Origin of the sequence: Mesorhizobium sp. M1423, assembly GCF_040317575.1 — a bacterium.
Lineage (GTDB): Bacteria > Pseudomonadota > Alphaproteobacteria > Rhizobiales > Rhizobiaceae > Mesorhizobium.
This window is the reverse complement of sequence record NZ_JAMYKU010000021.1, coordinates 79,391-100,900: the sequence shown is the minus strand read 5'-3', so window position 1 is coordinate 100,900 and position 21,510 is coordinate 79,391. Positions and strand designations below refer to the sequence as shown.

Below are 21,510 nucleotides of genomic sequence, written 5' to 3'. Positions count from 1 at the left end.
ACGGGACGATGAACGATAAGACAATTTCTCCGAACAAGGATGGTCTACCAAAAAAGGCTGGCCGCAAGGACCGACTGGCCGAGCAGTTGCGTGCCAATCTGCAGAAGCGCAAGGCGCAATTGCGCTCACGGCGAACCGGCGGGGCCGACCAGCGGCCGGACGGGCTGCAGGCGGCAAAGCAGAAGGATTAACGCGAATCGGCTATGTTGGTCACCGGTATTTTGGCCAAGGTATCGTGGGCCAACGCGGGGAAATAGCCTGTTTCTTGAACCAAGCCGGCCAATGGTCTAGATGGGCCGCAACTGACTCAACCGATTTAAACCGGCTTTTCGGCCGAGGGGACGCTCTTCATGGATCGCATCAGAATTGTCGGCGGCAACAAGCTTGCCGGAAGCATCCCGATCTCGGGCGCGAAAAACGCCGCGCTGCCGCTGATGATCGCCGCGCTTTTGACCGACGACACGCTGACGCTGGAAAACGTGCCGCATCTGGCCGACGTCGAGCAGCTGATCCGCATCCTCGGCAATCACGGCGTCGACTATTCGGTCAATGGCCGCCGCGAAAAGCAGCATGAGGGCTATTCGCGCACCATCAATTTCTCCGCCCGCAACATCGTCGACACGACGGCGCCTTACGAGCTGGTGTCGAAGATGCGGGCGTCGTTCTGGGTGATCGGCCCTCTGCTGGCCCGCATGGGCGAGGCCAAGGTGTCGCTGCCCGGCGGCTGCGCCATCGGCACGCGGCCGGTCGACCTCTTCCTGGAAGGCCTGCAGGCGCTGGGCGCCGATATCGACGTCGACACCGGCTATGTCATCGCCAAGACCAGGAACGGCCGGCTGGTCGGCAACCGCTACGTGTTCCCGAAAGTCTCGGTCGGCGCCACCCATGTGCTGATGATGGCGGCCTCGCTGGCCAAGGGCGAGACGGTGCTCGAAAACGCAGCCCGCGAGCCCGAGATCGTCAACCTTGCCGACTGCCTCAACGCCATGGGTGCGAAGATCTCCGGCGCTGGCACCGCGACCATCACCATCGACGGCGTCGAGGCGCTGTCGGGCGCCCGCGTCAGGGTGATCCCCGACCGTATCGAGACCGGCACCTATGCGATGGCGGTGGCGATGACCGGCGGCGACGTCGTGCTGGAAGGCGCGCGGCCCGACTTGTTGCAGACGGCGCTGGACATCATTTCGCAGACCGGTGCTGAGATCACGCAGACCAATTCCGGCATCCGCGTCAGGCGCAACGGCGCCGGCATTTCGCCGGTCGACGTGACGACGGCGCCGTTCCCGGCGTTCCCGACCGATCTGCAGGCGCAGTTCATGGGCCTGATGACGATGGCCAAGGGTAAGTCGCGCATCACCGAGACGATCTTCGAAAACCGCTTCATGCACGTCCAGGAGCTCGCCCGGCTCGGCGCCCACATCACGCTGTCCGGCCAGACGGCGATCGTCGACGGCGTGGCGAAGCTGAAGGGCGCGCCTGTCATGGCAACCGACCTTCGCGCCTCGGTGTCGCTGGTCATCGCCGGTCTCGCGGCCGAAGGCGAAACCACGGTCAACCGCGTCTACCATCTCGACCGCGGCTTCGAGCGGCTGGAAGAAAAGCTGTCCGGCTGCGGCGCGGAGATCGAGCGCATTTCGGGGTAACGATAGCAGGCTCAGGTCAGCGCCGCCCCTCATCTGCCTGCCGGCATCTTCTCCCCGTATAGGGACGGGAGAAGGACCGCCTGGCGAAGGATTTCGCCAATCTCCAGCGTTGCGGAGAGGGTGCCGAGGTTGCGGCCAGCCTCTTCTCCCCGTCCCTATACGGGGAGAAGGTCCCGGCAGGCGGACGAGGGGCGGCGCTGACCGGGGCGATTGCCTGGCCAAGACCTCCGGTGCGGTTGCACGAGCCGGAAAGACCGCCTAACAGAAGGTCGAATAGTCAACTCGCAGGTGCGAATTCCGCATGAATGGCCTTAAGCTTGTCGCGCTCGACGATCAGGATCTGAGCATCATCTCGGCGCATGTCCAGGATGCCGTGATGAAGGTCAGCGATCTCGAATACCTGCCTTCGGTCAAGCGCTTCGTGCTGACCATGAACCGCTTCGTCTGGGAGGCGAAATCGGGCTTCTTGCGCCAGCACAATGAGCGGCGGCAAGCGGTGCTGCATTTCGACCGGGTGCTCGCCGCCAAGACCAGCGGCATTGCCCGCGACAAACCGGACGAGGTGCTGTCGCTGCTGGCGATCAGCTTTCTCGCGCTAGACAAGCCGGCCGGCATCGTCGAGCTGATCTTTGCGGGAGGCGGCGCCATCATGCTCGATGTCGAATGCATCGAGGCGCGGCTTGCCGATGTCGGCGGTGCCTGGGAAGCGACGTCGCGCCCGGTCCACAGGGTCTGAGCCGATGGCCATCACGCTTCGCCAGTCCGACGCCGATTTCGAGCAGCGCTTTGCCGCGTTCCTGCTGACCAAGCGGGAAGTCTCGACCGACGTCGACGCCGTGGTGCGCGAGATCATCGCCAAGGTGCGCGCCGACGGCGACGCGGCGCTCGTCGCCTACACGCAGAAATTCGGCGGCGGCGACCTGACAAGGCTCGGCATTGCGGTGTCCAAGGATGACATTGCCAAGGCTTACGATGCAGCCGATCCGCAGACGGTCGAGGCGCTGAAATTCGCGCGCGAGCGCATCCGCTCCCATCACCAGCGGCAGCTGCCTAAAGACGATCGCTATACCGACGCCGCCGGCGTCGAGCTCGGCTCGCGCTGGACGGCGATCGAGGCCGTCGGGCTCTATGTGCCGGGCGGCACGGCGAGCTATCCGAGCTCGGTGCTGATGAACGCCGTGCCGGCCAAGGTCGCCGGCGTCGAGCGCATTGCCATGGTGGTGCCAGCCTCCGGCGGCGACGTGCCGCCGCTGGTGCTGGTCGCGGCCGACCTTGCCGGCGTTTCCGAAATCTACCGCGTCGGCGGCGCCCAGGCGATCGCAGCCCTTGCCTATGGCACCGAGACGATAAAGCCCGTCGCCAAGATCGTCGGCCCCGGCAATGCCTATGTCGCGGCGGCCAAACGCCAGGTGTTCGGCACGGTCGGCATCGACATGATCGCCGGGCCTTCGGAAGTGCTGGTCGTCGCCGACGGCAGCAACGACCCCGACTGGATCGCAGCCGACCTGCTGGCCCAGGCCGAGCACGACGTGTCGTCGCAATCGATCCTGATCACCAACGACCCTGCCTTCGGCGACGCGGTCGAACAGGCGGTTGAACGCCAATTGCAGAACCTGCCGCGCGCCGCGACGGCGGCGGCGAGCTGGCGCGATTTCGGCGCCATAGTCCTGGTGCCGACGATCGAGGCAGCACTGCCGCTGGTCGACCGCATCGCGGCCGAACATGTCGAGCTTGCCATCGACGACCCAGAGGCTTTCCTGGCGCGGATGCGCAATGCCGGTGCGGTGTTTCTCGGCCGGCATACGCCGGAGGCCATCGGCGACTATGTCGCCGGCTCCAACCACGTGCTGCCGACAGCACGCTCGGCGCGCTTCTCGTCCGGGCTTTCGGTGCTCGATTTCGTCAAGCGCACTTCGATCCTGAAGCTCGGGCCGGAACAGTTGCGGGCGCTGGCGCCGGCGGCGATCACGCTGGCCAAGGCGGAAGGGCTCGATGCGCATGGACGCTCCGTCGCCATCCGGCTGAACATGTAGAAATGTCCGACTACGACGAAACCCGCGCCAGGCTGATCGATGTCGAGCTCGACGAGACGATCGGCCGCTCGACGCCCGATGTCGAGCATGAGCGGGCGGTGGCGATCTTCGACCTGATCGAGGAGAACCGTTTCCAGCCGGTCAATGACGACGGCGCCGGGCCATACCGACTGAAACTGTCGCTGGCCGAATCCCGGCTGGTGTTCGCGGTGGCGCGCGAGGACGGCGCAGCCGTGGTCACCCATATCCTGTCGCTGACGCCGCTTAGGCGCATCGTCAAGGATTACTACATGATCTGTGAAAGCTATTACGACGCCATCCGCACCGCGACGCCCAGCCATATCGAGGCGATCGACATGGGCCGGCGCGGCCTGCACAATGAAGGCTCGCAGACGCTGATGGACCGGCTTGCCGGCAAGATCGACATCGATTTCGACACGGCGCGCCGGCTGTTCACGCTGGTTTGCGTGCTGCACTGGCGAGGTTAAACTGGCCGCCCCGCTGCCCCGCTCGATCCTGCCCCGCTCGATCCTGTTTGTTTGCGGCATGAACGCCGTGCGCTCGCCGATGGCCGAATTGCTGGCGCGCAAGGTGCTCCCGCCTACCACTTTCGTCGCCTCGGCCGGGGTGCGCGGCGGCGAACGCGATCCGTTCGTCGATGCCGTGCTGGCCGAAGAGGGGCTGTCGCTCGGCGAACGGCACCCGAGAACGATGGACGACCTCGAAGACGATTATTTCGATCTGATCGTGACGCTGGCGCCGGAAGCCCACCATACCGCGCTCGAACTCACCCGCTCGCTGGCCGTCGAAGTCGAATATTGGCCGATGCCCGACCCGACCGGCGTCAGCGGCACGCGCGAACAGATCATGGCTGCCTATCGCGACGTGCGCGAGCGGCTGAAGGCGCGGATCGGCCGCCGTTTTCTCGGCAACGAGGCTGAAAACGCCGCGGATTAAGCGTGTTCACAAGCGGACGTTTATCATATAGGTTCCGCGCAACTTTCCGGCCGGGGCGCTGGAAGTACCCATCCAAGCAAAGGTATCGAATGCCGAAGGAAGAAGTCCTCGAGTTTCCGGGTGTCGTGACGGAATTGCTGCCCAACGCGATGTTCAGGGTCAAGCTCGAAAACGAACATGAAATCATCGCCCACACGGCCGGCCGCATGCGCAAGAACCGCATCCGCGTTTTGACCGGCGACAAGGTCCTGGTCGAGATGACGCCCTACGACCTGACCAAGGGCCGCATCACCTACCGCTTCAAGTAAGTTCAAGGACCCGGCCGGGATCGCGATGGGCATTTTGCAGAAGCTCGTGCTTGCCTCGGGTTCGCCGCGCCGGATCGAGCTGTTGCAGCAGGCCGGCATCGAGCCGGACCGCGTGCTGCCGGCCGATGTCGACGAGACACCGCTGCGTGCCGAGCATCCGCGCTCGCTGGCCAAGCGGCTGGCGACGCAGAAGGCCGAGAAGGCGCTGGCCTCGCTGAAAACCGAGACGGACTACCTGCCGAGCTTCGTGCTGGCCGCGGACACGGTGGTCGCCGTCGGGCGGCGCATCCTGCCCAAGGCCGAGACGCTCGACGACGCCGCCAACTGCCTCGGGCTGCTGTCCGGCCGTTCGCACCGGGTCTATTCCGGCATCTGCCTGATCACGCCGGGCGGCAAGCAGCGCTTGCGACTGGTCGAGACCAGGGTGCGCTTCAAGCGGCTGCCGCGCGAGGAGATCGACGCCTATATCGCGTCCGGAGAATGGCGTGGCAAGGCCGGCGGCTATGCCGTCCAGGGGCTTGCCGGCGCCTTCGTCGTCAAGCTTGTCGGCTCCTACACCAACGTCGTCGGCCTGCCGCTGTACGAGACGGTGGCGCTGCTGAGCGGCGAAGGCTTCAAGGTGCACGTCAACTGGCTGGCGGGTGCCCGGATATGAGCCCGGACGACAAGGTCACGCCGCTGCGGCCCAAGCGGCCCTGCCCCGAATGCGGCAAGCCATCGGCGCGCGAAACCTACCCGTTCTGCTCGAAGCGCTGCAAGGACATCGACCTCAACCGCTGGCTGAAGGGCGTCTACGTCATCCCGGGCCGCGACGACGAGGACGACAACGACGACCAGAAATAGCGCCGTCCGCCTGCGGTTTTCCACAGGCTTGGGACGGTTTCGCAGCCGTGATCGTGACCGATGATCGGCCTTGCGGACTGCCTGTCGTTTCCCGCCTGAAATCAATGTCCAGAACTTGTTCCATCCGGGCACTGTCGGACGGAACAGGTTCTGGCGTTTTGTCTGAGCATGATGTTTTCCGAAAACCGGATTCCACTTTTCGGGATTATGCTTTTTGTTTGAGCATGATCTTTTCCGAAAACCGGATTCCACTTTTCGGGATCATGCTTTTTGTTTGAGCATGATCTTTTCCGAAAACCGGATTCCACTTTTCGGGATCATGCTCTAAGCGCTGGACAGGCCGGATTCCCGTGCTATAACCCACGCGCTTTCAAGGGGTGCCGACGGCGCTTTCATGAACCCGGTGTGCAGATTGCCGCCGGAGCAGGCCCAGATAGCTCAGTTGGTAGAGCAGCGGACTGAAAATCCGCGTGTCGGTGGTTCGAATCCGCCTCTGGGCACCATTCTACCGCTTTGGTTTTGCTGTTCTTTTTGGCTTGGCTCATTGCGCTTAATTCCAGAGTTTGATGTTTTTATTAGGCTGGTTTGACAATTTTCGTTCGCCGCCTGTTCACTTCGGCATCGAAATCGGTCACCACGGCACTCATTTTCTTGGTCTTGTTTGCGCGGCGGGAGTAGTGCCGCGCCATCTCGATCGTCTTTTGGCCGAGCATGTCAGCGATGGTGCGCTCGTCGTATCCCATCTCGGCGAGGATGGTCGCTACGGTATGCCGGAGCCCTTTCAGCGTTAGGCCTGGCTGCACCGCGCCGGACCGCTCCAGCTGCTGCCTGATCGGCCGCCACGAAGCCCGGAAGCCTGAAGGCGTCCAGGGCTTGCCGAAGCTGTTGGCGCACAGTGTGATGGCGTCGTGTTTCGGTGCGGCCTCGATCGCCTCGACGACCGGTGCCGGCAAAGGAAACCACATCGGTTCGCCCGTTTTTCCCCTGCGAGCATCGATCATGCCGTTTGAAACGGCCGTGGGCGGGATTTTTAGCGCGTCCTGTGGGTCGAGGCCGCAATACATCATCAACGCGACCGGGAGCCGCATGTGCGCCGGCAGCGCGGCCGGCACGGCCTCACGCTCGGCATCCGACCACGGCCGATTCGCCTCCGGCGCGCCGCGCGGCCGTCGAATGCCTTTGATCTTCATCGCGGGATTGATCTTGAGATAGCCGCGCTCGACGCCCCATGCGAACGTCAGGGCGAGCACCGTCTTGACGTAGTTGCCAAATCGGCGGCCGTGCTTTGCTGCCGCCTTGTCGCGAATCTTGACGACCAGCGGCGGGGTAAAGCGGTCCAGCATCGTGTCGGCGATCGGCTGGAGATAGTCAAAGCAGCGCTGGTAATCGGCGCGCGTCCGCGCGGCCAAATCGGTGAAAAACACGCTCGCACGATATCGTCCAATGAGCTGGCCGAGCGTGCCAGGCTTAGGATCGTCAACCTTGTCGTTGAGCGCGACGATGCGCGCGCACTCGGCAAAGAACGCCAGGCCGCCGAGCGGAAACTTTGCGAGATCAATCATGGCGCCGGTCTTGCGATGCCGGCAGCGCCACTTATAGGGCGGCTTTCTATCCTGCCAGATGGCGAAGCCCTTGACGCGAACGATCGCCATCAGCCGAGCTTTCCGAGCAACTCGTCGTCGCCAGAAGGATCGCCGGATTTCAACGTATCGATCCAGGCGTCCAGGTCCCGCATGTCATAGAGCTTTGCGCCGCTCGGCATTTCGACCGGTGGCACTCGACATTCAGACGGAAAACGCTTTGCCGGAATGCCGCAATAGTCGGCCGCCTCCTTTGCTGGAAGCATGCGCCTCGGTGAAACTTTGATGTTGAGTGTAGCGCTTGCCATCGTCGTTTTTCCAAGATTCCAATTGCGGCCGCGCCCTCCTTGACCCCGACATGAAGCGGGGCTTGAAAACCGCGTTCGCGAGGGTGGGGAGAAGGGCTTTTCGTTATTGGCCTGGCCGCGTCAGCCTCAAAGGTAACCCCTCGCGAATTGAAAAATTCTCTGGTCTGCGCCGCTCCCGTTTGCTGCCGAAGCAGGCGGGCAAGAGCGGCACTTAAAGGCTGGACCAACAGCCTCCAAAGGTGCCCGCGAACCCTCTTACGCCACGCCAGGATTGAAGTAGGCGGCGCGGTAGTCATAGACGCCGCAACCGAAATCGAACTCCGATGAGAAGGACATGCCCTGGCGGCCAAATGGCTCGTCAGTGCGAATGCGCGGCCCTTCCTGAAAGCCTTCAAGGTATCCGTGCACAAAGGCCGGCCGGCTTTTCGCATCAGCGAACAACCACCAGCCTTTACCCGTCCCGTAAAGGTTCTCAACTTCGACCGTCAGTTTGCCCGAGAACGGGTTAACCCCATCGACCGTGGCTGCTGTCAGGGTGGCCACCAGTTGCTGGGCAGTGGTCTCCAGAGCAGGGCCTACGAGCAGAACTGACGGCGCAGCACCTGCGTTCGTCCTCCCATCAACACCCTTCTGAAGCCGCATCGCCTGACGTGCCGCAGACAACGAAGTCACGTCCAGTGCGCTGCCTGCGGCGGCGAGATTGCCATGGTCCGCATGAAAGAAATTCTTGTTGTCGGAAAGCTTGCGGCCACCGAAGCCGTTCTCGGAAATCAGCTTGTAGAAAAGGTCGCCTTCATCGCTGATTGCGGAGTTTCCGGCCTGCTGGATGACATCGGCGATAACACCGAGATCGTCATTGACCATCATCTGACGGCTGAAGCTGATGGCGATGGCGAATGACAAGACGCTGAACGCCTCGTTCTCGATATCGAACGTACCATATTTGATCTCGCCGGTTTCCAGCACCTTCTGATGCTTGGGAAAGCCGCCAGGCCGGATCATGGCAACCGGCCTGAAATCGCGTGCGTTCCGCTTCCTCGAAAGAGCCTTCAACGGCGACTGTGCGGACTGGAACACTTCGTTCAGCACACGCTGTCCCGCATCAATGAACAGTGCAGGGAAATCGGACGTCGAGTGCATCCCCGATCTTGTGCCGTGTAGGGCTTCGTCGATCACACGGACATCGTCCATGTTGCGGGTCGAAACGCCTGAGGCGTCCAGCATGGTGCGGAAGATGCCGGCGACTGACCTGCCCGCCAGTTCGTTGTTCTGGATCTGCAGTGACGCAGACCCGAGACGGACAGCCAGCGCATCGACAGCGGCGACACGGACACTGTCGATCCTATCGTTATTGCTTTCGCCTCGATTTGGACCCGTCCGCGTCTGGTTGCCTCTCCTCGCCAGCAGTTCAAAGGCACGAGTACGAGCTTCTTCGGTAGAATCCACGTCTTCCAAGGCCTCGTCGATGTCGGCCTCGGCAACGCCGGCCTCGATCGACCTCTGTCGCACACGCTCGATGCTTCGTTCCACCTGGCGTGAAATGGTCTGTCCCGCATTTGAACGGGTCTGGCGCGCAGGCGGCGCGCCAGCATCATCGTCGATGTCGTCTTCGATATCTTCGGGCGGGACTGCCGCTGCCCGACGTGCTGCTTTTGCCATTTTGGGAATTCCTCTGATCTTGGCGTTATGGTCGGCAGGAACACCGACCAATGAGACTTCTGCCGGCATCCACCTGGTTGCCGTCAGCACACTCGTTCCATCACTGCCTTTGGATTCCTTTTGCTCCTCGATCGTGTAGCCGACTGAGACACGGCTCAGCATGCCGTCACGGACCAGGGCGAACACCTCGCGACCTCGCGTGCTGTCGGCGAACCGTAGCGATGCGATCAATTTGCTGCCTTCAATCCGGTAGCTTTCGACGCGACCGAGGATGGCGCCGACTGTCGAGCTGTTGTGGCTGTCGAGCACCGGCATTCCGACAATGCGCGAAGCGTCGATCGCATCGGAATTGCACCGAAGAACCTCGTAGCCGTACCAGCGTCGCACCGGCGTTTGCGTGGCGATAACTGCGTCGACGGTAAGGTCATCCTCGTTGAGGCTGCGCGGCCGGAAGCGGCTTTCACGGCGTGTTTCTTCGGCCGTCTGCTTGCGAGTGATGGCGTTCAATGTCGTGTCCTTTCGATATCGGCAACGAATGAGCCGGAAAGCACCGCCTCGCTAGCATTGAGCTGCATGGCGAAGGCCATCAGCAGGTCGACGAACGGCACGTCCAGTTGAAGGATGTCGGCCATATCGGACGACGACATTCCAGATTTCTCATCGGCACAGCGCCGCATCTCGATGCGCAGCTGAACGAGCCGATCCCTGAATTCGGGCGTCATCACGTGGATGCCAACCTGCGCTATGAGTTCCGGCAGGGTCATTGAGCGGCTCCGTCACCAGATGCGGGGAGGTCTCTGCGGCCACCCAAACCCCATCCCCCTTTTGGGCGCTTCGCGCCGCAGCGAAGGAGAGCTGCTCTATTTGCACTCGTCGCGATGGAGGACTGCCTATTCATCGGCGCCACCAAGCAATCGCATGAGCGTGATGCGCACAACTGCCGTCACATCGATCTTGACGACCGTGTGAACTACACCCTCGCCGATCTCATCGCGCGCGCTCCAGACCTCTGCTTCAGAGGTTTCCCCCTCGCGCTCATAAACGAATTGAGCGGCTGCCACGAAGCGGCTCAACGCTGCGTCAAGTTTTGGATATCCGCCGCGCGGCGAGATGAAGAAAAGCCGGTCATCAGCGCTGCCCTGGCAGAGCTTCACCAAGTGGTTTGAAAGCTTCTCTCCCCGAGCGCCATCGCCTCGCAGGGCAATTTTGAACGCCTCCTCATGGGAAAACCCGACGTCGGCCAAAGCCAGCGCCACAGCCAATCGGCACACATCGATTGGCCTGAATTTATGATGCCCGGTAAAGCCCTCGAAAAACTCGGAAAAGCGGTCGGTGCGCCACATGCGCAGCGTGTTTGCTTTGATCCCGAGGACGGCAGCTACTTCGGACAATACGAAAAGTGAATCGAGAGTGCGCATCTAAAGATCGTCCCCTATGTGACGACGAAATCGATATCATTATCTGACATTCGGCGTCAAGTGAGATCGTCACAAGCGAGACCAAGGTTTGATTTCTTTTGCCGTCAGCCTCCGTTTCCCTTTGTGACGCCGCCGGCCATCGCCTTGATGTCGTCGACCAGGCTTTTTAGAATAACGATCTCAAGATTTTCGTCGTCCGTGTAGTCCCGCTCGCGAACCCTGACTTTCACGGCCAGTCCCTCAATGGTTTTGGCCCGGGTCTTCATGACCTTATCGAGCGCACGGCCGAAAGCTGCGGCCCTTTTCTCCTCCTTCTTTTCCGCCTTTGCGATCCGCGACATGAGACGCGACCTGAGACGCTTAATCGCCTCTTCAAGCTCTTCCTCGAGCTTCGCCGTTCGGTCCGTGGCCTCGTTCCATCGATCGCTCGCGGCGTTGAATTTTGCCTCGAGCCGGAGAAGCTTGGCGTCGGGGCTGCGCCTGGCGGTCTTACCCATCACGCCGCCTCCCCTGCGAGGCGCCTGATATCCGCGGCGATGGAGATGAAGGCATCGTTTTCGTCGGAGTTGCAACGACCCAACTTGTCGGCCGCCCGGAGCTTGACGACAATCCCTTCCAATGTGTTGGCCGGCGTTGCCAAAATGCGATCGCCCACCTTGTAAAACTCGGCCGAGCGCGCGCGGTAGGCGGCTTCTGCAGCATCAACGCCGGCCTCGCGATTTATCTCGTCCACCTTATCAAGGAAGGCCTCCTGCAAAGCCCTGTGCGCGGCCCGCTGCTCTTCACGAGATTTATAAAAATCACGCAAAGGCGCCGGCTGTTTCTCCGGAAGCGCTAGGTCCCGAACAAGCATGCCGCCGGTCATTTCATGAAGATCGTCCGGCATGCGAGGCTCCTCCCACCCCGCAGGTTGCGGCGGATAGAGCTTGTCGACCTTCCTGCCGATCCGGCAGCAGGCCTCGTTAGCCCGATTCATCTGGGCCTCGGCTTCCGCCATTTCCTGATCCAGCCAGAACAGATCGGCGTCGGGATGCTCGGCGGCAGATGCTGCCGGAATGGTCACCAAAGTAGCGGCGACGGCCGACGATGCGGCCAAGCTACGAAGGACCTGGCGGCGGTTGATCGAGGGCAAGCCTTCGGCGGCTGCCCGAACGGCATGGTTCGGCATTTCAAATTCTCCGTTGAGCGAAAACTATAACTGTGATAGCTTTCGCTCAATTCGGTGTGTTCGTCAACAGGTTTCAATCATTGTGAGCGGTAACGATCAAATTTCAGGGCGACAGATCGCGGCCGCGCGAGCTCTCGCAGGTATAGGTCAGAGCGATCTGGCTGCCGCGGCTTCTATATCCGTCCCCACACTAAGGCGCATGGAAGCAAGCGAAGGGGCGGCGTCAGGGCTGGCGAACAACGTGGCCGCCGTCCGGCGCGCTCTCGAAGCGGCCGGCGTGATCTTCGTCGACGAGAACGGCGAGGGGCCGGGCGTGCGCCTGAGAAAGGGGCGATGAACAACTTGCCACAATGGGTCCAAATTCTTCAAGCGCTGCTAACTCCAGTCATCGCTTTGGCCGTCGGCTTCATTGCGTATCGGCAATGGCGCACTGCGCACAGCCGACTGGTACTCGACCTGTTCGAAAAGCGCCTCGCGGTCTACGAGCGGACGAGGAGGGCGGTATCTGTCGTCAACACCCATGGGAAGGCGAGCCCCGACGCCGAGGCTGATCTCCTCGCGGCTATGAATTCTGCTGAATTTCTATTCGGCAAAGACGTTCGCGATTATCTCCAAAAGTTGTGGGAGCGTTTCGTCAGGCTGGGCGCGGCCTCCGCTATGATTGAGGGCACCGAAGGCGAAGAGCGGAAAAGACAGATAGAGCTGCGATCGCGTTTCGCTCTGGAAATATCGCGGTTTTACTATGAGGGATCGGACATTTTCTCCCCCTATATGAGGATGGAGCACCGGCTTAGAGGGCCGGTGAAAAACCCCAGGCAGAGGCCCCGGGCGAGCAAACGCATTGACGCCCGCCAAACGCCTCCTCACGACCGCTGAGGCGGCCGCCTATTGCGGCCTGTCTGTGCCGATGTTCAAGGCGCATGTTCGCGTAGCACCGTTCAAAATCGGAAGCGTCGTGCGCTATGACGTGCGCGCGATTGACAAATGGATCGACGGGCATCGCCCAATCGAGAAAACCGCCGACGAATGGCTGGCGCTTCTTGACACCGATTATGCCCCGAACAGCGATGCCTAAAATTGAAGCTCCTGGTGTTATCGATTCCCCAGGAGTAGGCCTGATAAAAAAAGGAGAGACGGTGATGCGTGACAGGCTTTCTGGAAGTTTCGAGGTGGTCCTTCAGGGCGTAGTCGATGCAATGCAAAAGCAGCATGACGACACGCTGGTCAGAGTGATGGTTTTGGAAACGGTTCTCTATGCCGCCCTCAGCCGCATGCAACATGCCGGGGTGCTCGACAATGAGTGGCCGGCCCTGCTTTCTAGCATCGCGGACAGCCAACGCACGAACGGGAAAGGAGCAAACGGCCGAACGTGGCGCCAAGATCGTCATTTCCCAGCATCCGCGCCGAACAAAGCCGATCCCGCTCGATGCCGAGATGTACAAATGGCGTCATCTGATCGAGAATTTCTTCTGCAAACTCAAAGAGTTCAAACGCATCGCCATGCGCGCCGACAAAACCGACCAGAGCTTCAATGCCATCATTCATCTCGCTGCTGCCGTCATCAACTCCAAATGAATCTCAACAAGCCCTAGTACGCGGCGGCTATCTCTTTTTGCGCCTTGTTGCATAGTAGTGGCAGAGCGCCAGAGAGCCTTTCCTTTTTTCGGGCACGGGCGCATGGGAATTGGTGCTCCCCCTTTTGAATCACCCGCTTACGGTCCTCCGTGTACACTTAGCCTCGGGTCCGTCGACTTTAGCAGTTTCCCTAGTTTCAGCGGCCTCCTGCACCTCCGTGAGCCAGCGAGGGCGTGCGACCTACGCATCGCCCCCCGCACCCCCTTCCGCTACGTGCGCGGCGACTTCCTGCCAGAGATCGGCGATGCGGTTGCTTGCTTCGGCGATCATCAGCCTGCGAAAAAGCCGCTCCTCCCTGTCGTCGATCTCGGCCATGGCGCAAGCGATCCTGACCAGCTCAGTGTGTTCCTCACCGATCCTCTGAAACCGCTGCGACAGAAATTCGCCGTCGAACATCGTTCAGCGCGGCCCCATCATGCGGCCGGCGTCAGACCGGCCGGTGTTTGCCCTGACGGGCGGCTGCGAGATCGGCACCGGCCGAACGTTTGCGTTGAACGCTGCAGCAGCGTCGACGCCGAGTTGCTTTCCGACGCCAGCCAGCATCGATGCGAACGTACTCCCGCCTTCCTTGGCAGCCTCATTGATTGATCGCGCGGAGTCCGTGATCGACTGTCCGCCGTCGACGAAGGCTCCCTTGAGATCGGCCGCGGCGGCGGCTGTAGCCCGGTCCATCGCGCTGAAATCGATTTCGTTGCCGAAATAGCCGGCCGGTTTCTCGACCTGAACGCTGTTGCGCACGGCGGCAGCGTGGCCGCGACCGTAGAGCCGGTATTGCTCGGCCACGCTCGGCGCAACCGGGCGCGGTGTCGGGATCGGCGTGCGGCCCGGCTGGTCCTGACGCCGCGACGGCAGTTCTGGATTGACATCGGGCGTGCCTTTCGCGGCGAGCAACCCTTCCGGCGAACGCCATCCGCCTTTGAAAGCCGTCAGCCCCTGGTCCTGATTGTCGAAGCCGTTGCGCAGCCACCACATGCGCTTTTCCCAGAAACCCATGCCTTGCTTGTCGAGTTCGGCATTGATGAATTGCGCCTTATCCATGTTGGAGCTGACGAAATCCATGGCGGCTGTCGCTGGCGGTGCCACGACACCGCCGATGGCTCTGCTCATCCGCTCCCATGAAGCGGCCATTCGATCGATCTTCGACTTGTTCCCGTCGAGGATTACACCGAGATCGCGCATCGTCGAACCGTCGACACTCTCCAGCGCCTTCTGGAAACCCTCCATGGCGTCGCGCCCCTGAAGCAGGGCGCGCATGCCTTGTTGGAACTGGGCATCGGTGAACAGCTGCGGGATCTTAGACATGTCGCCTTTGAGCGCGCGGTCGGTCAGTTCGATGAATACGTCGATCAGGTCGCGGCCTTCTTTGCGCGCCTTGGCCATTTCCTTGCGCAGATCAACGCCGAATTTCGAAAAACTCTTCGCCGTCTCATTCGATTCCATCTTCTGCAGCACGTTTTGCAAATTGGTGGCGGCCGAGCTGGCGTCACCGGTTTGCAGGCGCACCGTCTGCAGCATCGAGGCGAGCTTGCCCAAACCCTTCTCGCCCTCATAGCCTAACGAAGCCATGGCCGGTGCGAGCGAGGGCAGATACTGGGCCATGTCCTTCAGTTCGAATTTGCCCTGCTTGCCCGACGTCACCAGGATATCGAAGGCGCGCTGCATGTTGTCGCCGGCGAAGTAGAAAGAGCTGCCGATCGCATCCGCTGTGGTGGCGATGTCAGCAATATCGGCACCGGCCGCCTGTGCGGTAGCGGCTACGGAAGGCAGGAAGGACAGCGCATCGTCGAGGCTGCGGCCGGAAGCTACAAGCGATTCGAGGCCGTCCGTGATGCTGTCCTGCGTCATCGAATAGTCGAGCGCTGCGCGGTCGACCGTGCGGAACATCTCGCCAAGCTTGTCCTTTCCGGCATCCGCGTTGACGGCGATTCTGGTCAGCCGGCGTTCGGCGTCGGCGAAGTTGGTCACCATCTGGCCGGCGCCGCGCACCAGGCCATAGGCGACAAGCCCGCGAACAGCGTTGGCGGCGATCATGCTGTTGCGGGCCATGACCCCTTGCGTCTTGTTGAACGCTTGCGCCTTCTGGTTCAGCTGGTTGAGCTTTCCAGAAAGTTGGCCGAAGGCGCCCATCGGACCCAATTTGGCTGAAAGCCGCATCACGGCTTCTATTGTGCGATTGCTCATTCTCGTTTCGTCTCCCTTTGTAAGGTTGGTAGGGTTGATTGTCAGGCTTGTCAGGTCAGTTTTGCCGCAGCTTCACTAGCGGCATCTCGGGGTCGCCCCGCCCCGCAAGGGGTGGAGGGCTCGGAAGGACCCGAAGGTGGGTGGGGTGCTGTCACCTAGGGCTCTTCTCTCCCCCGCCAGCGGTTGCGCTTGTAGGCTTTCCATGCGTCGGCAACGCGCCCAGTGTTGCCGGCCTGCTGCATCCAGTCGCGCCGGCCGGCTTCGTCCAACTTCCACCAATCCATGCCGGCGCGTTCGTCGGCCGTCGGCGCGGCATCTTGAAGGAACAGTTCCCGGTCGGACAGTTCAAATGACGTCTTTTGCCGCTTTTTCTCGCTGGCTTTGACCTGATCCGCACTATCTGCACTGTTTTTCATTATCTACACTCCCATACCTTTAATCTAAGTCATTGCTTCGCAAGCATTTTATTCAGAGAAAAGCAGGGTAGTGCCGATAGTGCATCAAATTCACCTTACGCATATGAGAGCAACACAGCATCACCCTATCCCCTAAGCCTTGCTCTCGCATGCGTTACCCGCCAGAAACCCGCACTATCGGCACTATCGGCACAACTCTTTGATCCAATTGCCATTTTCCTAGTGCAAGTTCCCATGGGCGCGGTGGTGAACCGGCACTATCGGCCCTTTGGAGAGTGCCAATAGAGCAGCCGGCCACAATTGCGGCGTGACGCTCCAGAAAAGGGGATAGGGTTTTTGCTCCCGATTTCATCGATCGCCCCGCATCCGAAGTCCGCAATAGATCGTGGCGCCGTTGCTGCGACGACGGACGGTGATGCTCTCTTTGGCCATGCGCTTCCCAAAGGCCGACGCGCTGGCCGGTGGGCAGCCTTGATGCCCCGCCCACTCTTTGTATCGTTCGTAGAGCTGCGAGAAGCTGACCTCGACGAACATGTCGGGCTCAGTCGCCTCTCTCAAAAATTCCTTGACGCCGCCGGAAGAGCTTCCGCGACGGGCTGTTGCCGGCGAGGGAAGACCTAAATCAGCCCACATCTGCCTAGCGGCTCGCACACCAAAGAGCATGCGAGCTTCGCCGATCAGTGCAATCTTACGCTGGACTTCCGCCCAGTCGATCGCATTGCCGGCGATGGATGGGCCGCGAGGATCTGGGGTTGCGGGAGGAGCTGATTTAGGGGTCTCATTCCCCCCACACCAATGGCCGCCGAAGGGGTAACCGTCCAGGGTCATGCTCTGTCGGCACTCAAACGAAGGATGCAGTTTCTGCCGCTTGCCGGTCATCCTCGTATCCCCGAGGAGTTTGACAAAAGCCTGCTAAGTGATTGATATCCGCGACGGGGTTTGATGATTCTTCCGCCGCAAGTGACTGTTATTGCCACTTGAACGTTTGACTGAAAATCCGCGTGTCGGTGGTTCGAATCCGCCTCTGGGCACCACTACTTCCTCATATAAAATCAATGGCTTGCGGTGTCGCCAATTTGGCGACGTACGGCATTTCATGTCGCGCCGTGTTGTGAACTGTTACCGTTGATTTTCAAGGGTTTCCTGCGACTGTCGGCAACTCCACGCGACATGAACGCGACATGAGCTTCAACAAAGACCAGCCTCATGGCAAATGCTCGGTTTCAAATTTCATGTGCCCGCCGGCTTACCGCTTTCTGGCAACCACCAGGAAATTCTGCGCAAGCCCCGCCGGAATCCCGGCACTTGCGCAGATCCTTTCAAACGGCACGATCAATATTTCGCACAGTCTTGGCAGCAATTTCCCGGGTCGCGGCAAAAAACCGTACCCAACTATCCGCTCGACAATAAAGCCATTTGCAATGAGCGTCTGCTCGTATCCTTTAATGCTCAAAGTGTGGCGGACTGTCCCTCCTGCATAACGGTTCAGAATGCGGCAGACCAGCCCTATTGGGGAGGTCGCATTCATGTGGATATTCGAGATTAGCAATCCACCTTCGTTCAAATGCGCGCTGATGGCCGACAGTGCATCCTTCCTGAGCTCATCTTCAGCATTGAGGAAGAATCTGAATGCCGTGACCACGTCGAACCTTTCGGCAAGCGGAGAGAACGTAAGATCAGCGCGGACCAATTTCACGTTCTTCGGAACCCGTGCGCTAGCCAGCATAGATTGGGAGATGTCAACGCCGACGACTTCACCAAAAAATGGAGCTGCGATATTTGCTATGCGGCCTGTGCCGCATGCGAAGTCCAGGCATTTCCGGTTCGGCCCGCCGACAGGCAGGAGAATACGTTCGACCAAAGGCTTTTCGATACCCGACCACAGAGCTGCATAGTAGCCGGACCGGTACGTGTCGGAGTAATGGGCACCGTACCCAGCCGTCTGGTGGCTTGCTCGGTAATCCCGACGAGCGGGTGCACGGTTCTCATGGACGCTCCCGAACGGTCGCCGCTGCGCCCGCAGAAATCTGCGAATGCCAACGAACGATCTCACCGTGAACACCATGCAACTCGCGCCTCTAGTCTGGCCCGACGCATGCCGTCGCGGGCAATCCGTGCCCCACGATGCGCGCGACGACCTGTTCGAAATTGCGTGGGTCGAGGCCGTCGACACGCATCAGCGGCCATTTGTCTTGCAGGCATTGGCCGATCTCCCTCGCGATATCCGCTTGCTTCAGGCCCCTGACCACTCCGACTTCGAGAAGGCGCTCGAGGTACGGCTGCCGCGCATACCGCTCAATGAGGCGGTGGCGCAGCGTTTCCCCGGGCGCGTCGACTTGAATGAGGAGATCCGGTCGCGGCAGGAACGTCAGGCAATTACGAACCATGTCGATACTTGGATTTCGTCCCAACAGGACGAGCGCACACAACGCCTGAACGATGCCCTCTTCGAAAATGAAGTACCCTTCTGAGGCCTTCGCCGTATTCCAGGCTTCGAAGAGCAAAACGACGTCGATCTTCAGACGCAACGCCCATATTCGGCTTTTTGGAGGGATCGATGCCAAAAGCCGCGCAGCGGCCCCCTCGCTCGGCGGGGTCGAGAACAAGACCGGACTCGCGGTGGCGAGCTTGTGCACCAGACGCTGGATACCATGGCGTGTCTCCGGGCTTTCATCCTCGACCGAATCGACTTCGCTGCCGACAGACACAAAATCAATCCGGCGATAGCCATTGACTGTCTTCACACGGATGTCGTGTTTCGCCAGCTCACGGCAAAGGGCGCGGAGAAGGGTCGTCTTGCCTGCACCAGGCGGACCGAACAACTCGATAATCATGTAGGGATCTCCCGAACAGGAAGCAGAAAGATCGGATGAAGCGAGCTCGCCCGCTCCGGCGGTGTGGCGAGCGTAAACACTCTGGCATCCGCCTGGCCGAGTTGACCCCGCTCGCTGGCATCCTGCTGACGCCGCAAAAAGCTTTGGAGGAGATGCGATGCGGTGGAAGACTGCCTTTCCATGGCGTGCAGTCCCGCCTGTTGAGCCGCGACAGCGTTGCCGGTTGACTTGAGAACTTGCAATTGCTTCTCGATCGCCTGCGCTTGCGGCTGGTTGACACGCCTGTCGCTGTCGAACTGGCTCGTCGCCCGTGCCATCTCCTGATCGATCGAGCGCCCCACGGTTGCCCGTTGGTCGACGTCGGTCGTCGTGGCTTCCAGGCGTGCGAGCCTCGACCACGCCGACCCCGTCGCCTGCGCCAACACCTCCGTCGTCGCGCCGCTTGCGCCCATAGGGAACATGGACCTCAGAAAGTCTCTAAATTGCCTGGGGATCAGTGCTTACTATGAGTGCCGAACCATACCATCATCCATCTGAATGACTGTCGGCACCACGGCACGCGCGTTTGGGCGCTGAACAGGGCAACGAGTTCAGGCCGAGCGGGCGGTTTTGGCTTGACGCGACACAAACGCGACATTCGGCCTAAAATCTGAACAATATCAATCACCGACAGCGGACTGAAAATCCGCGTGTCGGTGGTTCGAATCCGCCTCTGGGCACCATTTTTTCCCTGTACGGCCCGGAGACATAGGTAACAGTTTATACCTAGACATGGGTGACAATCTCGCGCCGAGCGGATTGTCGATGGCGTGCAAGAATTATCTGGACCATGGCGCCAGAGGCTCCTGCTCGCCGACCAATGGCGATGAAGAACGCCTTCAGCATCTTGGATTCCGCTCTGGCCACAACCGCCCTACAGACCGAGGGCGCAGCCGTCCTTGCGCGGTTCAGAACCGCCCAGCAGGGTCCCGTTTGCCCAATCGATGCGAATAGCCTGCGCACCGCCGATCGGGTCCGTGGCAGGAATGATTTCGAAACCGCGCCGGCTAAGTTCAGCTACGGTTTCGCGAGCGAGCCCGTGTTCGACCTGGACCTTCATCGTGCCGCTGACAGGGGCGACCCGCGGCAGATCGATCGCCTCCTGCAGATCCATCCCGAAGTCGAGCACCTTCGTCAGCAGGTGCGCGTGGCCCATTGCCTGGTAGTAGCCACCCATAACGCCGAAAGGCATCTCTGCCCGGCCGCCTCTCGCAAGCATCCCGGGTATGATGGTATGCAGAGGTCGCTTGTTCGGCGCCACTGCATTGGGGTGCCTGGGGTCAAGCGAAAAGCTTTGCCCGCGATTGTGCAAGACGACACCGGAGCGTGGCGAGACCAGGCCCGAGCCAAAGCTGTCGAAGACCGAGTTGATGAAACTGACCGCATTGCGATCCTTGTCGACAACGGAAATATAGACCGTGTCGCTGTGCAGCGGCATATCGAACGCCGGCAGGTCCGCGCGGGCGCGCTTTAGGTCAATCATGCCGGCCAGACGATCGGCCCAAGCATTCGACAACATGTCGGCCACCGGGACCTCGGACGTATCGGGATCGGCGACGAGCAGGTCACGCGCGGCGTAAGCGAGGCGTGTCGCTTCGATTTCCAGGTGAAGCCGGTCCGCGGATTGCGGGTCGCCGTTGGCTTCGAAGCGCGAGAGGATGTTTAGAATCAGCAACGCGATCACACCCTGGCCATTCGGCGGACATTCGAACACATCGCAGCCTCGAAACGCCGTGCTGATCGGGGTCACGTACTCGCCTGTTGCCGAGGCGAAATCTTCGAGTGTGTGCAATCCGCCGAGCCCACGAAGATAGGCGACCATGTCTTCGGCCACAGGGCCAGCGTAGAAAGCCTCTCGTCCTTTTCTTGCGATCAGCCGCAGCGTTGCAGCCAACTCAGGCTGGCGATGCACTTGGCCAACGCTTGGCGCGCGACCGTTTGGCAGGAAAATCCGTTTCGCAGTAACATCGGAGGCCAGAAGTTCTTCCTCCAACGCCCAGTCACGATGGACCCGCGGTGAAATGGCGTAGCCTTCCTCGGCGAAGCGTATAGCAGGGGCCAGAATTTGATCGAAGGGCATGTGCCCGTGATCAGCGTGCAATCTGGTCCAGGCATCGATCGCTCCCGGGATGGTGACGGAGCCAGGAGAATTGCGAGCTACCTCCGCCATGCCACGTTCGAGGAACCAGTCAATTGTGAGGGCGGCGGGTGTCCTGCCCGATCCGTTGTAGGCGATAACCTCGCCGGATCCGTTTCGCGACAGAAGAGCGAAGCAATCGCCTCCAATGCCTGTCGAGGCTGGTTCGACGACACATTGCACCGCGCAGGCTGCGATGGCGGCATCCATGGCGTTGCCGCCGGTCGCCATGATCTCCACCGCCGTCAGGGTCGCCGACGGATGAGAGGTGGCGGCCATGGCCTCGCGTGAAACGACGACCGAGCGCGTTGGTTTCTCAAAATTTCGCATGCTATGCCCTTCTGATCGTGC

The 21,510-nt window shown here is 60.9% G+C and carries 27 protein-coding genes, 1 tRNA gene and 1 pseudogene; 14 read left to right on the top strand and 15 right to left on the bottom strand.

The features are described from left to right. Positions 1–8: 8 nt before the first annotated feature. The 10 genes from NKG95_RS24270 to NKG95_RS24225 all read left to right on the top strand — a co-directional run bounded on the left by NKG95_RS24270 (position 9) and on the right by NKG95_RS24225 (position 6,287). Entirely contained in the window at positions 9–191 is a 183-nt protein-coding gene (locus NKG95_RS24270; protein ID WP_352493808.1) for a hypothetical protein, read from the top strand. A 159-nt stretch (positions 192–350) separates the two neighbouring features. After that, on the top strand, positions 351–1,643 hold the full coding sequence (gene murA, locus NKG95_RS24265) for a UDP-N-acetylglucosamine 1-carboxyvinyltransferase (protein WP_023719441.1): 1,293 nt from the start codon (positions 351–353) through the stop codon (positions 1,641–1,643). A 301-nt stretch (positions 1,644–1,944) separates the two neighbouring features. Continuing rightward, a complete protein-coding gene (locus NKG95_RS24260; RefSeq protein WP_352482425.1) occupies positions 1,945–2,379 on the top strand; it encodes a DUF2948 family protein in 435 nt (144 codons plus the stop codon). A 4-nt stretch (positions 2,380–2,383) separates the two neighbouring features. After that, entirely contained in the window at positions 2,384–3,676 is a 1,293-nt protein-coding gene (gene hisD / locus NKG95_RS24255; RefSeq protein WP_353042758.1) for a histidinol dehydrogenase, read from the top strand. 2 nt (positions 3,677–3,678) lie between these two features. Continuing rightward, on the top strand, positions 3,679–4,164 hold the full coding sequence (locus NKG95_RS24250) for a UPF0262 family protein (RefSeq protein ID WP_023719444.1): 486 nt from the start codon (positions 3,679–3,681) through the stop codon (positions 4,162–4,164). 58 nt (positions 4,165–4,222) lie between these two features. Further along, positions 4,223–4,633: an arsenate-mycothiol transferase ArsC gene (locus NKG95_RS24245; RefSeq protein WP_023719445.1), complete on the top strand. Its 411-nt coding sequence runs from the start codon at positions 4,223–4,225 to the stop codon at positions 4,631–4,633. Positions 4,634–4,722: 89 nt separating this feature from the next. Then, entirely contained in the window at positions 4,723–4,941 is a 219-nt protein-coding gene (gene infA / locus NKG95_RS24240; protein WP_006200926.1) for a translation initiation factor IF-1, read from the top strand. 25 nt (positions 4,942–4,966) lie between these two features. Further along, complete coding sequence (locus NKG95_RS24235; protein WP_353006214.1) at positions 4,967–5,596, top strand: Maf-like protein; 630 nt, start codon at positions 4,967–4,969, stop codon at positions 5,594–5,596. Continuing rightward, positions 5,593–5,784 carry a DNA gyrase inhibitor YacG gene (gene yacG, locus NKG95_RS24230; protein WP_352488273.1) on the top strand — a complete coding sequence of 64 codons (192 nt, stop codon included), beginning with the start codon at positions 5,593–5,595 and terminating at the stop codon, positions 5,782–5,784. The genes NKG95_RS24235 and yacG overlap by 4 nt, the downstream gene beginning before the upstream one ends. Positions 5,785–6,211: 427 nt before the next feature. After that, positions 6,212–6,287, top strand: a tRNA-Phe gene (locus NKG95_RS24225). 72 nt (positions 6,288–6,359) lie between these two features. On the opposite strand, the gene NKG95_RS24220 is transcribed toward NKG95_RS24225, so the two are convergent. The 7 genes from NKG95_RS24220 to NKG95_RS24190 form a co-directional block, all read right to left on the bottom strand. Next, positions 6,360–7,436 carry a tyrosine-type recombinase/integrase gene (locus NKG95_RS24220; protein ID WP_353042757.1) on the bottom strand — a complete coding sequence of 359 codons (1,077 nt, stop codon included), beginning with the start codon at positions 7,434–7,436 and terminating at the stop codon, positions 6,360–6,362. Then, on the bottom strand, positions 7,436–7,630 hold the full coding sequence (locus tag NKG95_RS24215) for a hypothetical protein (protein WP_353042756.1): 195 nt from the start codon (positions 7,628–7,630) through the stop codon (positions 7,436–7,438). The genes NKG95_RS24220 and NKG95_RS24215 overlap by 1 nt, the downstream gene beginning before the upstream one ends. A gap of 297 nt (positions 7,631–7,927) precedes the next feature. Beyond that, positions 7,928–9,838 (bottom strand): prohead protease/major capsid protein fusion protein, encoded by a 1,911-nt coding sequence (locus NKG95_RS24210; protein ID WP_353042755.1) that lies wholly within the window; start codon positions 9,836–9,838, stop codon positions 7,928–7,930. Beyond that, the gene (locus tag NKG95_RS24205) at positions 9,835–10,095 is read right to left on the bottom strand and encodes a hypothetical protein (RefSeq protein WP_353042754.1); all 261 of its coding nucleotides are present in this window, start codon (positions 10,093–10,095) and stop codon (positions 9,835–9,837) included. The genes NKG95_RS24210 and NKG95_RS24205 overlap by 4 nt, the downstream gene beginning before the upstream one ends. A gap of 126 nt (positions 10,096–10,221) precedes the next feature. Continuing rightward, positions 10,222–10,749, bottom strand: a complete 528-nt coding sequence (locus NKG95_RS24200) for a MerR family transcriptional regulator (RefSeq protein WP_353042753.1) — start codon at positions 10,747–10,749, stop codon at positions 10,222–10,224. A gap of 104 nt (positions 10,750–10,853) precedes the next feature. Beyond that, positions 10,854–11,246, bottom strand: coding sequence for a hypothetical protein (locus tag NKG95_RS24195; RefSeq protein ID WP_353042752.1), 393 nt, complete (start codon positions 11,244–11,246; stop codon positions 10,854–10,856). After that, a complete protein-coding gene (locus NKG95_RS24190) occupies positions 11,246–11,917 on the bottom strand; it encodes a hypothetical protein (protein WP_353042751.1) in 672 nt (223 codons plus the stop codon). The genes NKG95_RS24195 and NKG95_RS24190 overlap by 1 nt, the downstream gene beginning before the upstream one ends. Positions 11,918–11,999: 82 nt before the next feature. On the opposite strand from NKG95_RS24190, the gene NKG95_RS24185 reads away from it, so the two are divergent. The 4 genes and pseudogenes from NKG95_RS24185 to NKG95_RS24170 form a co-directional block, all read left to right on the top strand. Then, the gene (locus tag NKG95_RS24185; protein WP_353042750.1) at positions 12,000–12,254 is read left to right on the top strand and encodes a transcriptional regulator; all 255 of its coding nucleotides are present in this window, start codon (positions 12,000–12,002) and stop codon (positions 12,252–12,254) included. After that, positions 12,251–12,793, top strand: coding sequence for a hypothetical protein (locus tag NKG95_RS24180; protein WP_353042749.1), 543 nt, complete (start codon positions 12,251–12,253; stop codon positions 12,791–12,793). The genes NKG95_RS24185 and NKG95_RS24180 overlap by 4 nt, the downstream gene beginning before the upstream one ends. After that, positions 12,759–12,992 (top strand): helix-turn-helix transcriptional regulator, encoded by a 234-nt coding sequence (locus NKG95_RS24175; RefSeq protein WP_353042748.1) that lies wholly within the window; start codon positions 12,759–12,761, stop codon positions 12,990–12,992. Before NKG95_RS24180 ends, NKG95_RS24175 begins: the two co-directional genes overlap by 35 nt. A 284-nt stretch (positions 12,993–13,276) precedes the next feature. After that, positions 13,277–13,492: pseudogene (locus NKG95_RS24170) on the top strand (transposase); the annotation flags it as partial. A gap of 240 nt (positions 13,493–13,732) precedes the next feature. On the opposite strand, the gene NKG95_RS24165 reads toward NKG95_RS24170, so the two are convergent. The 8 genes from NKG95_RS24165 to ggt form a co-directional block, all read right to left on the bottom strand. Further along, complete coding sequence (locus NKG95_RS24165; RefSeq protein WP_353042747.1) at positions 13,733–13,948, bottom strand: hypothetical protein; 216 nt, start codon at positions 13,946–13,948, stop codon at positions 13,733–13,735. A 3-nt stretch (positions 13,949–13,951) separates the two neighbouring features. Continuing rightward, positions 13,952–15,733, bottom strand: a complete 1,782-nt coding sequence (locus tag NKG95_RS24160; protein ID WP_353042746.1) for a phage tail tape measure protein — start codon at positions 15,731–15,733, stop codon at positions 13,952–13,954. A 155-nt stretch (positions 15,734–15,888) separates the two neighbouring features. Beyond that, on the bottom strand, positions 15,889–16,149 hold the full coding sequence (locus NKG95_RS24155; protein WP_353042745.1) for a hypothetical protein: 261 nt from the start codon (positions 16,147–16,149) through the stop codon (positions 15,889–15,891). A gap of 348 nt (positions 16,150–16,497) precedes the next feature. After that, complete coding sequence (locus NKG95_RS24150; RefSeq protein ID WP_353042744.1) at positions 16,498–17,028, bottom strand: hypothetical protein; 531 nt, start codon at positions 17,026–17,028, stop codon at positions 16,498–16,500. 367 nt (positions 17,029–17,395) lie between these two features. Then, on the bottom strand, positions 17,396–18,010 hold the full coding sequence (locus NKG95_RS24145; protein WP_353042743.1) for a class I SAM-dependent DNA methyltransferase: 615 nt from the start codon (positions 18,008–18,010) through the stop codon (positions 17,396–17,398). A 217-nt stretch (positions 18,011–18,227) separates the two neighbouring features. Beyond that, entirely contained in the window at positions 18,228–18,983 is a 756-nt protein-coding gene (locus tag NKG95_RS24140) for an AAA family ATPase (RefSeq protein WP_023719449.1), read from the bottom strand. Next, positions 18,980–19,435, bottom strand: a complete 456-nt coding sequence (locus NKG95_RS24135) for a hypothetical protein (RefSeq protein ID WP_353042742.1) — start codon at positions 19,433–19,435, stop codon at positions 18,980–18,982. The genes NKG95_RS24140 and NKG95_RS24135 overlap by 4 nt, the downstream gene beginning before the upstream one ends. A gap of 461 nt (positions 19,436–19,896) precedes the next feature. Beyond that, complete coding sequence (ggt, locus tag NKG95_RS24130; RefSeq protein WP_353042741.1) at positions 19,897–21,489, bottom strand: gamma-glutamyltransferase; 1,593 nt, start codon at positions 21,487–21,489, stop codon at positions 19,897–19,899. Between the last annotated feature and the right edge of the window lie 21 nt (positions 21,490–21,510).

What these genes read in the sequence shown, in the direction of transcription:
- NKG95_RS24245 (WP_023719445.1), top strand. Translation starts at nt 4,223, where the DNA reads ATGAACGCCGTGCGCTCGCCGATGGCCGAATTGCTGGCGCGCAAGGTG.
- NKG95_RS24220 (WP_353042757.1), bottom strand. Translation starts at nt 7,436, where the DNA reads ATGGCGATCGTTCGCGTCAAGGGCTTCGCCATCTGGCAGGATAGAAAG.
- NKG95_RS24180 (WP_353042749.1), top strand. Translation starts at nt 12,251, where the DNA reads ATGAACAACTTGCCACAATGGGTCCAAATTCTTCAAGCGCTGCTAACT.
- infA (WP_006200926.1), top strand. Translation starts at nt 4,723, where the DNA reads ATGCCGAAGGAAGAAGTCCTCGAGTTTCCGGGTGTCGTGACGGAATTG.
- murA (WP_023719441.1), top strand. Translation starts at nt 351, where the DNA reads ATGGATCGCATCAGAATTGTCGGCGGCAACAAGCTTGCCGGAAGCATC.
- NKG95_RS24205 (WP_353042754.1), bottom strand. Translation starts at nt 10,095, where the DNA reads ATGACCCTGCCGGAACTCATAGCGCAGGTTGGCATCCACGTGATGACG.
- NKG95_RS24155 (WP_353042745.1), bottom strand. Translation starts at nt 16,149, where the DNA reads ATGAAAAACAGTGCAGATAGTGCGGATCAGGTCAAAGCCAGCGAGAAA.
- NKG95_RS24195 (WP_353042752.1), bottom strand. Translation starts at nt 11,246, where the DNA reads ATGGGTAAGACCGCCAGGCGCAGCCCCGACGCCAAGCTTCTCCGGCTC.
- NKG95_RS24190 (WP_353042751.1), bottom strand. Translation starts at nt 11,917, where the DNA reads ATGCCGAACCATGCCGTTCGGGCAGCCGCCGAAGGCTTGCCCTCGATC.
- NKG95_RS24235 (WP_353006214.1), top strand. Translation starts at nt 4,967, where the DNA reads ATGGGCATTTTGCAGAAGCTCGTGCTTGCCTCGGGTTCGCCGCGCCGG.
- NKG95_RS24140 (WP_023719449.1), bottom strand. Translation starts at nt 18,983, where the DNA reads ATGATTATCGAGTTGTTCGGTCCGCCTGGTGCAGGCAAGACGACCCTT.
- NKG95_RS24250 (WP_023719444.1), top strand. Translation starts at nt 3,679, where the DNA reads ATGTCCGACTACGACGAAACCCGCGCCAGGCTGATCGATGTCGAGCTC.
- NKG95_RS24135 (WP_353042742.1), bottom strand. Translation starts at nt 19,435, where the DNA reads ATGGGCGCAAGCGGCGCGACGACGGAGGTGTTGGCGCAGGCGACGGGG.
- NKG95_RS24270 (WP_352493808.1), top strand. Translation starts at nt 9, where the DNA reads ATGAACGATAAGACAATTTCTCCGAACAAGGATGGTCTACCAAAAAAG.
- NKG95_RS24165 (WP_353042747.1), bottom strand. Translation starts at nt 13,948, where the DNA reads ATGTTCGACGGCGAATTTCTGTCGCAGCGGTTTCAGAGGATCGGTGAG.
- NKG95_RS24260 (WP_352482425.1), top strand. Translation starts at nt 1,945, where the DNA reads ATGAATGGCCTTAAGCTTGTCGCGCTCGACGATCAGGATCTGAGCATC.
- NKG95_RS24150 (WP_353042744.1), bottom strand. Translation starts at nt 17,028, where the DNA reads ATGACCGGCAAGCGGCAGAAACTGCATCCTTCGTTTGAGTGCCGACAG.
- NKG95_RS24215 (WP_353042756.1), bottom strand. Translation starts at nt 7,630, where the DNA reads ATGCTTCCAGCAAAGGAGGCGGCCGACTATTGCGGCATTCCGGCAAAG.
- hisD (WP_353042758.1), top strand. Translation starts at nt 2,384, where the DNA reads ATGGCCATCACGCTTCGCCAGTCCGACGCCGATTTCGAGCAGCGCTTT.
- NKG95_RS24160 (WP_353042746.1), bottom strand. Translation starts at nt 15,733, where the DNA reads ATGAGCAATCGCACAATAGAAGCCGTGATGCGGCTTTCAGCCAAATTG.
- yacG (WP_352488273.1), top strand. Translation starts at nt 5,593, where the DNA reads ATGAGCCCGGACGACAAGGTCACGCCGCTGCGGCCCAAGCGGCCCTGC.
- ggt (WP_353042741.1), bottom strand. Translation starts at nt 21,489, where the DNA reads ATGCGAAATTTTGAGAAACCAACGCGCTCGGTCGTCGTTTCACGCGAG.
- NKG95_RS24200 (WP_353042753.1), bottom strand. Translation starts at nt 10,749, where the DNA reads ATGCGCACTCTCGATTCACTTTTCGTATTGTCCGAAGTAGCTGCCGTC.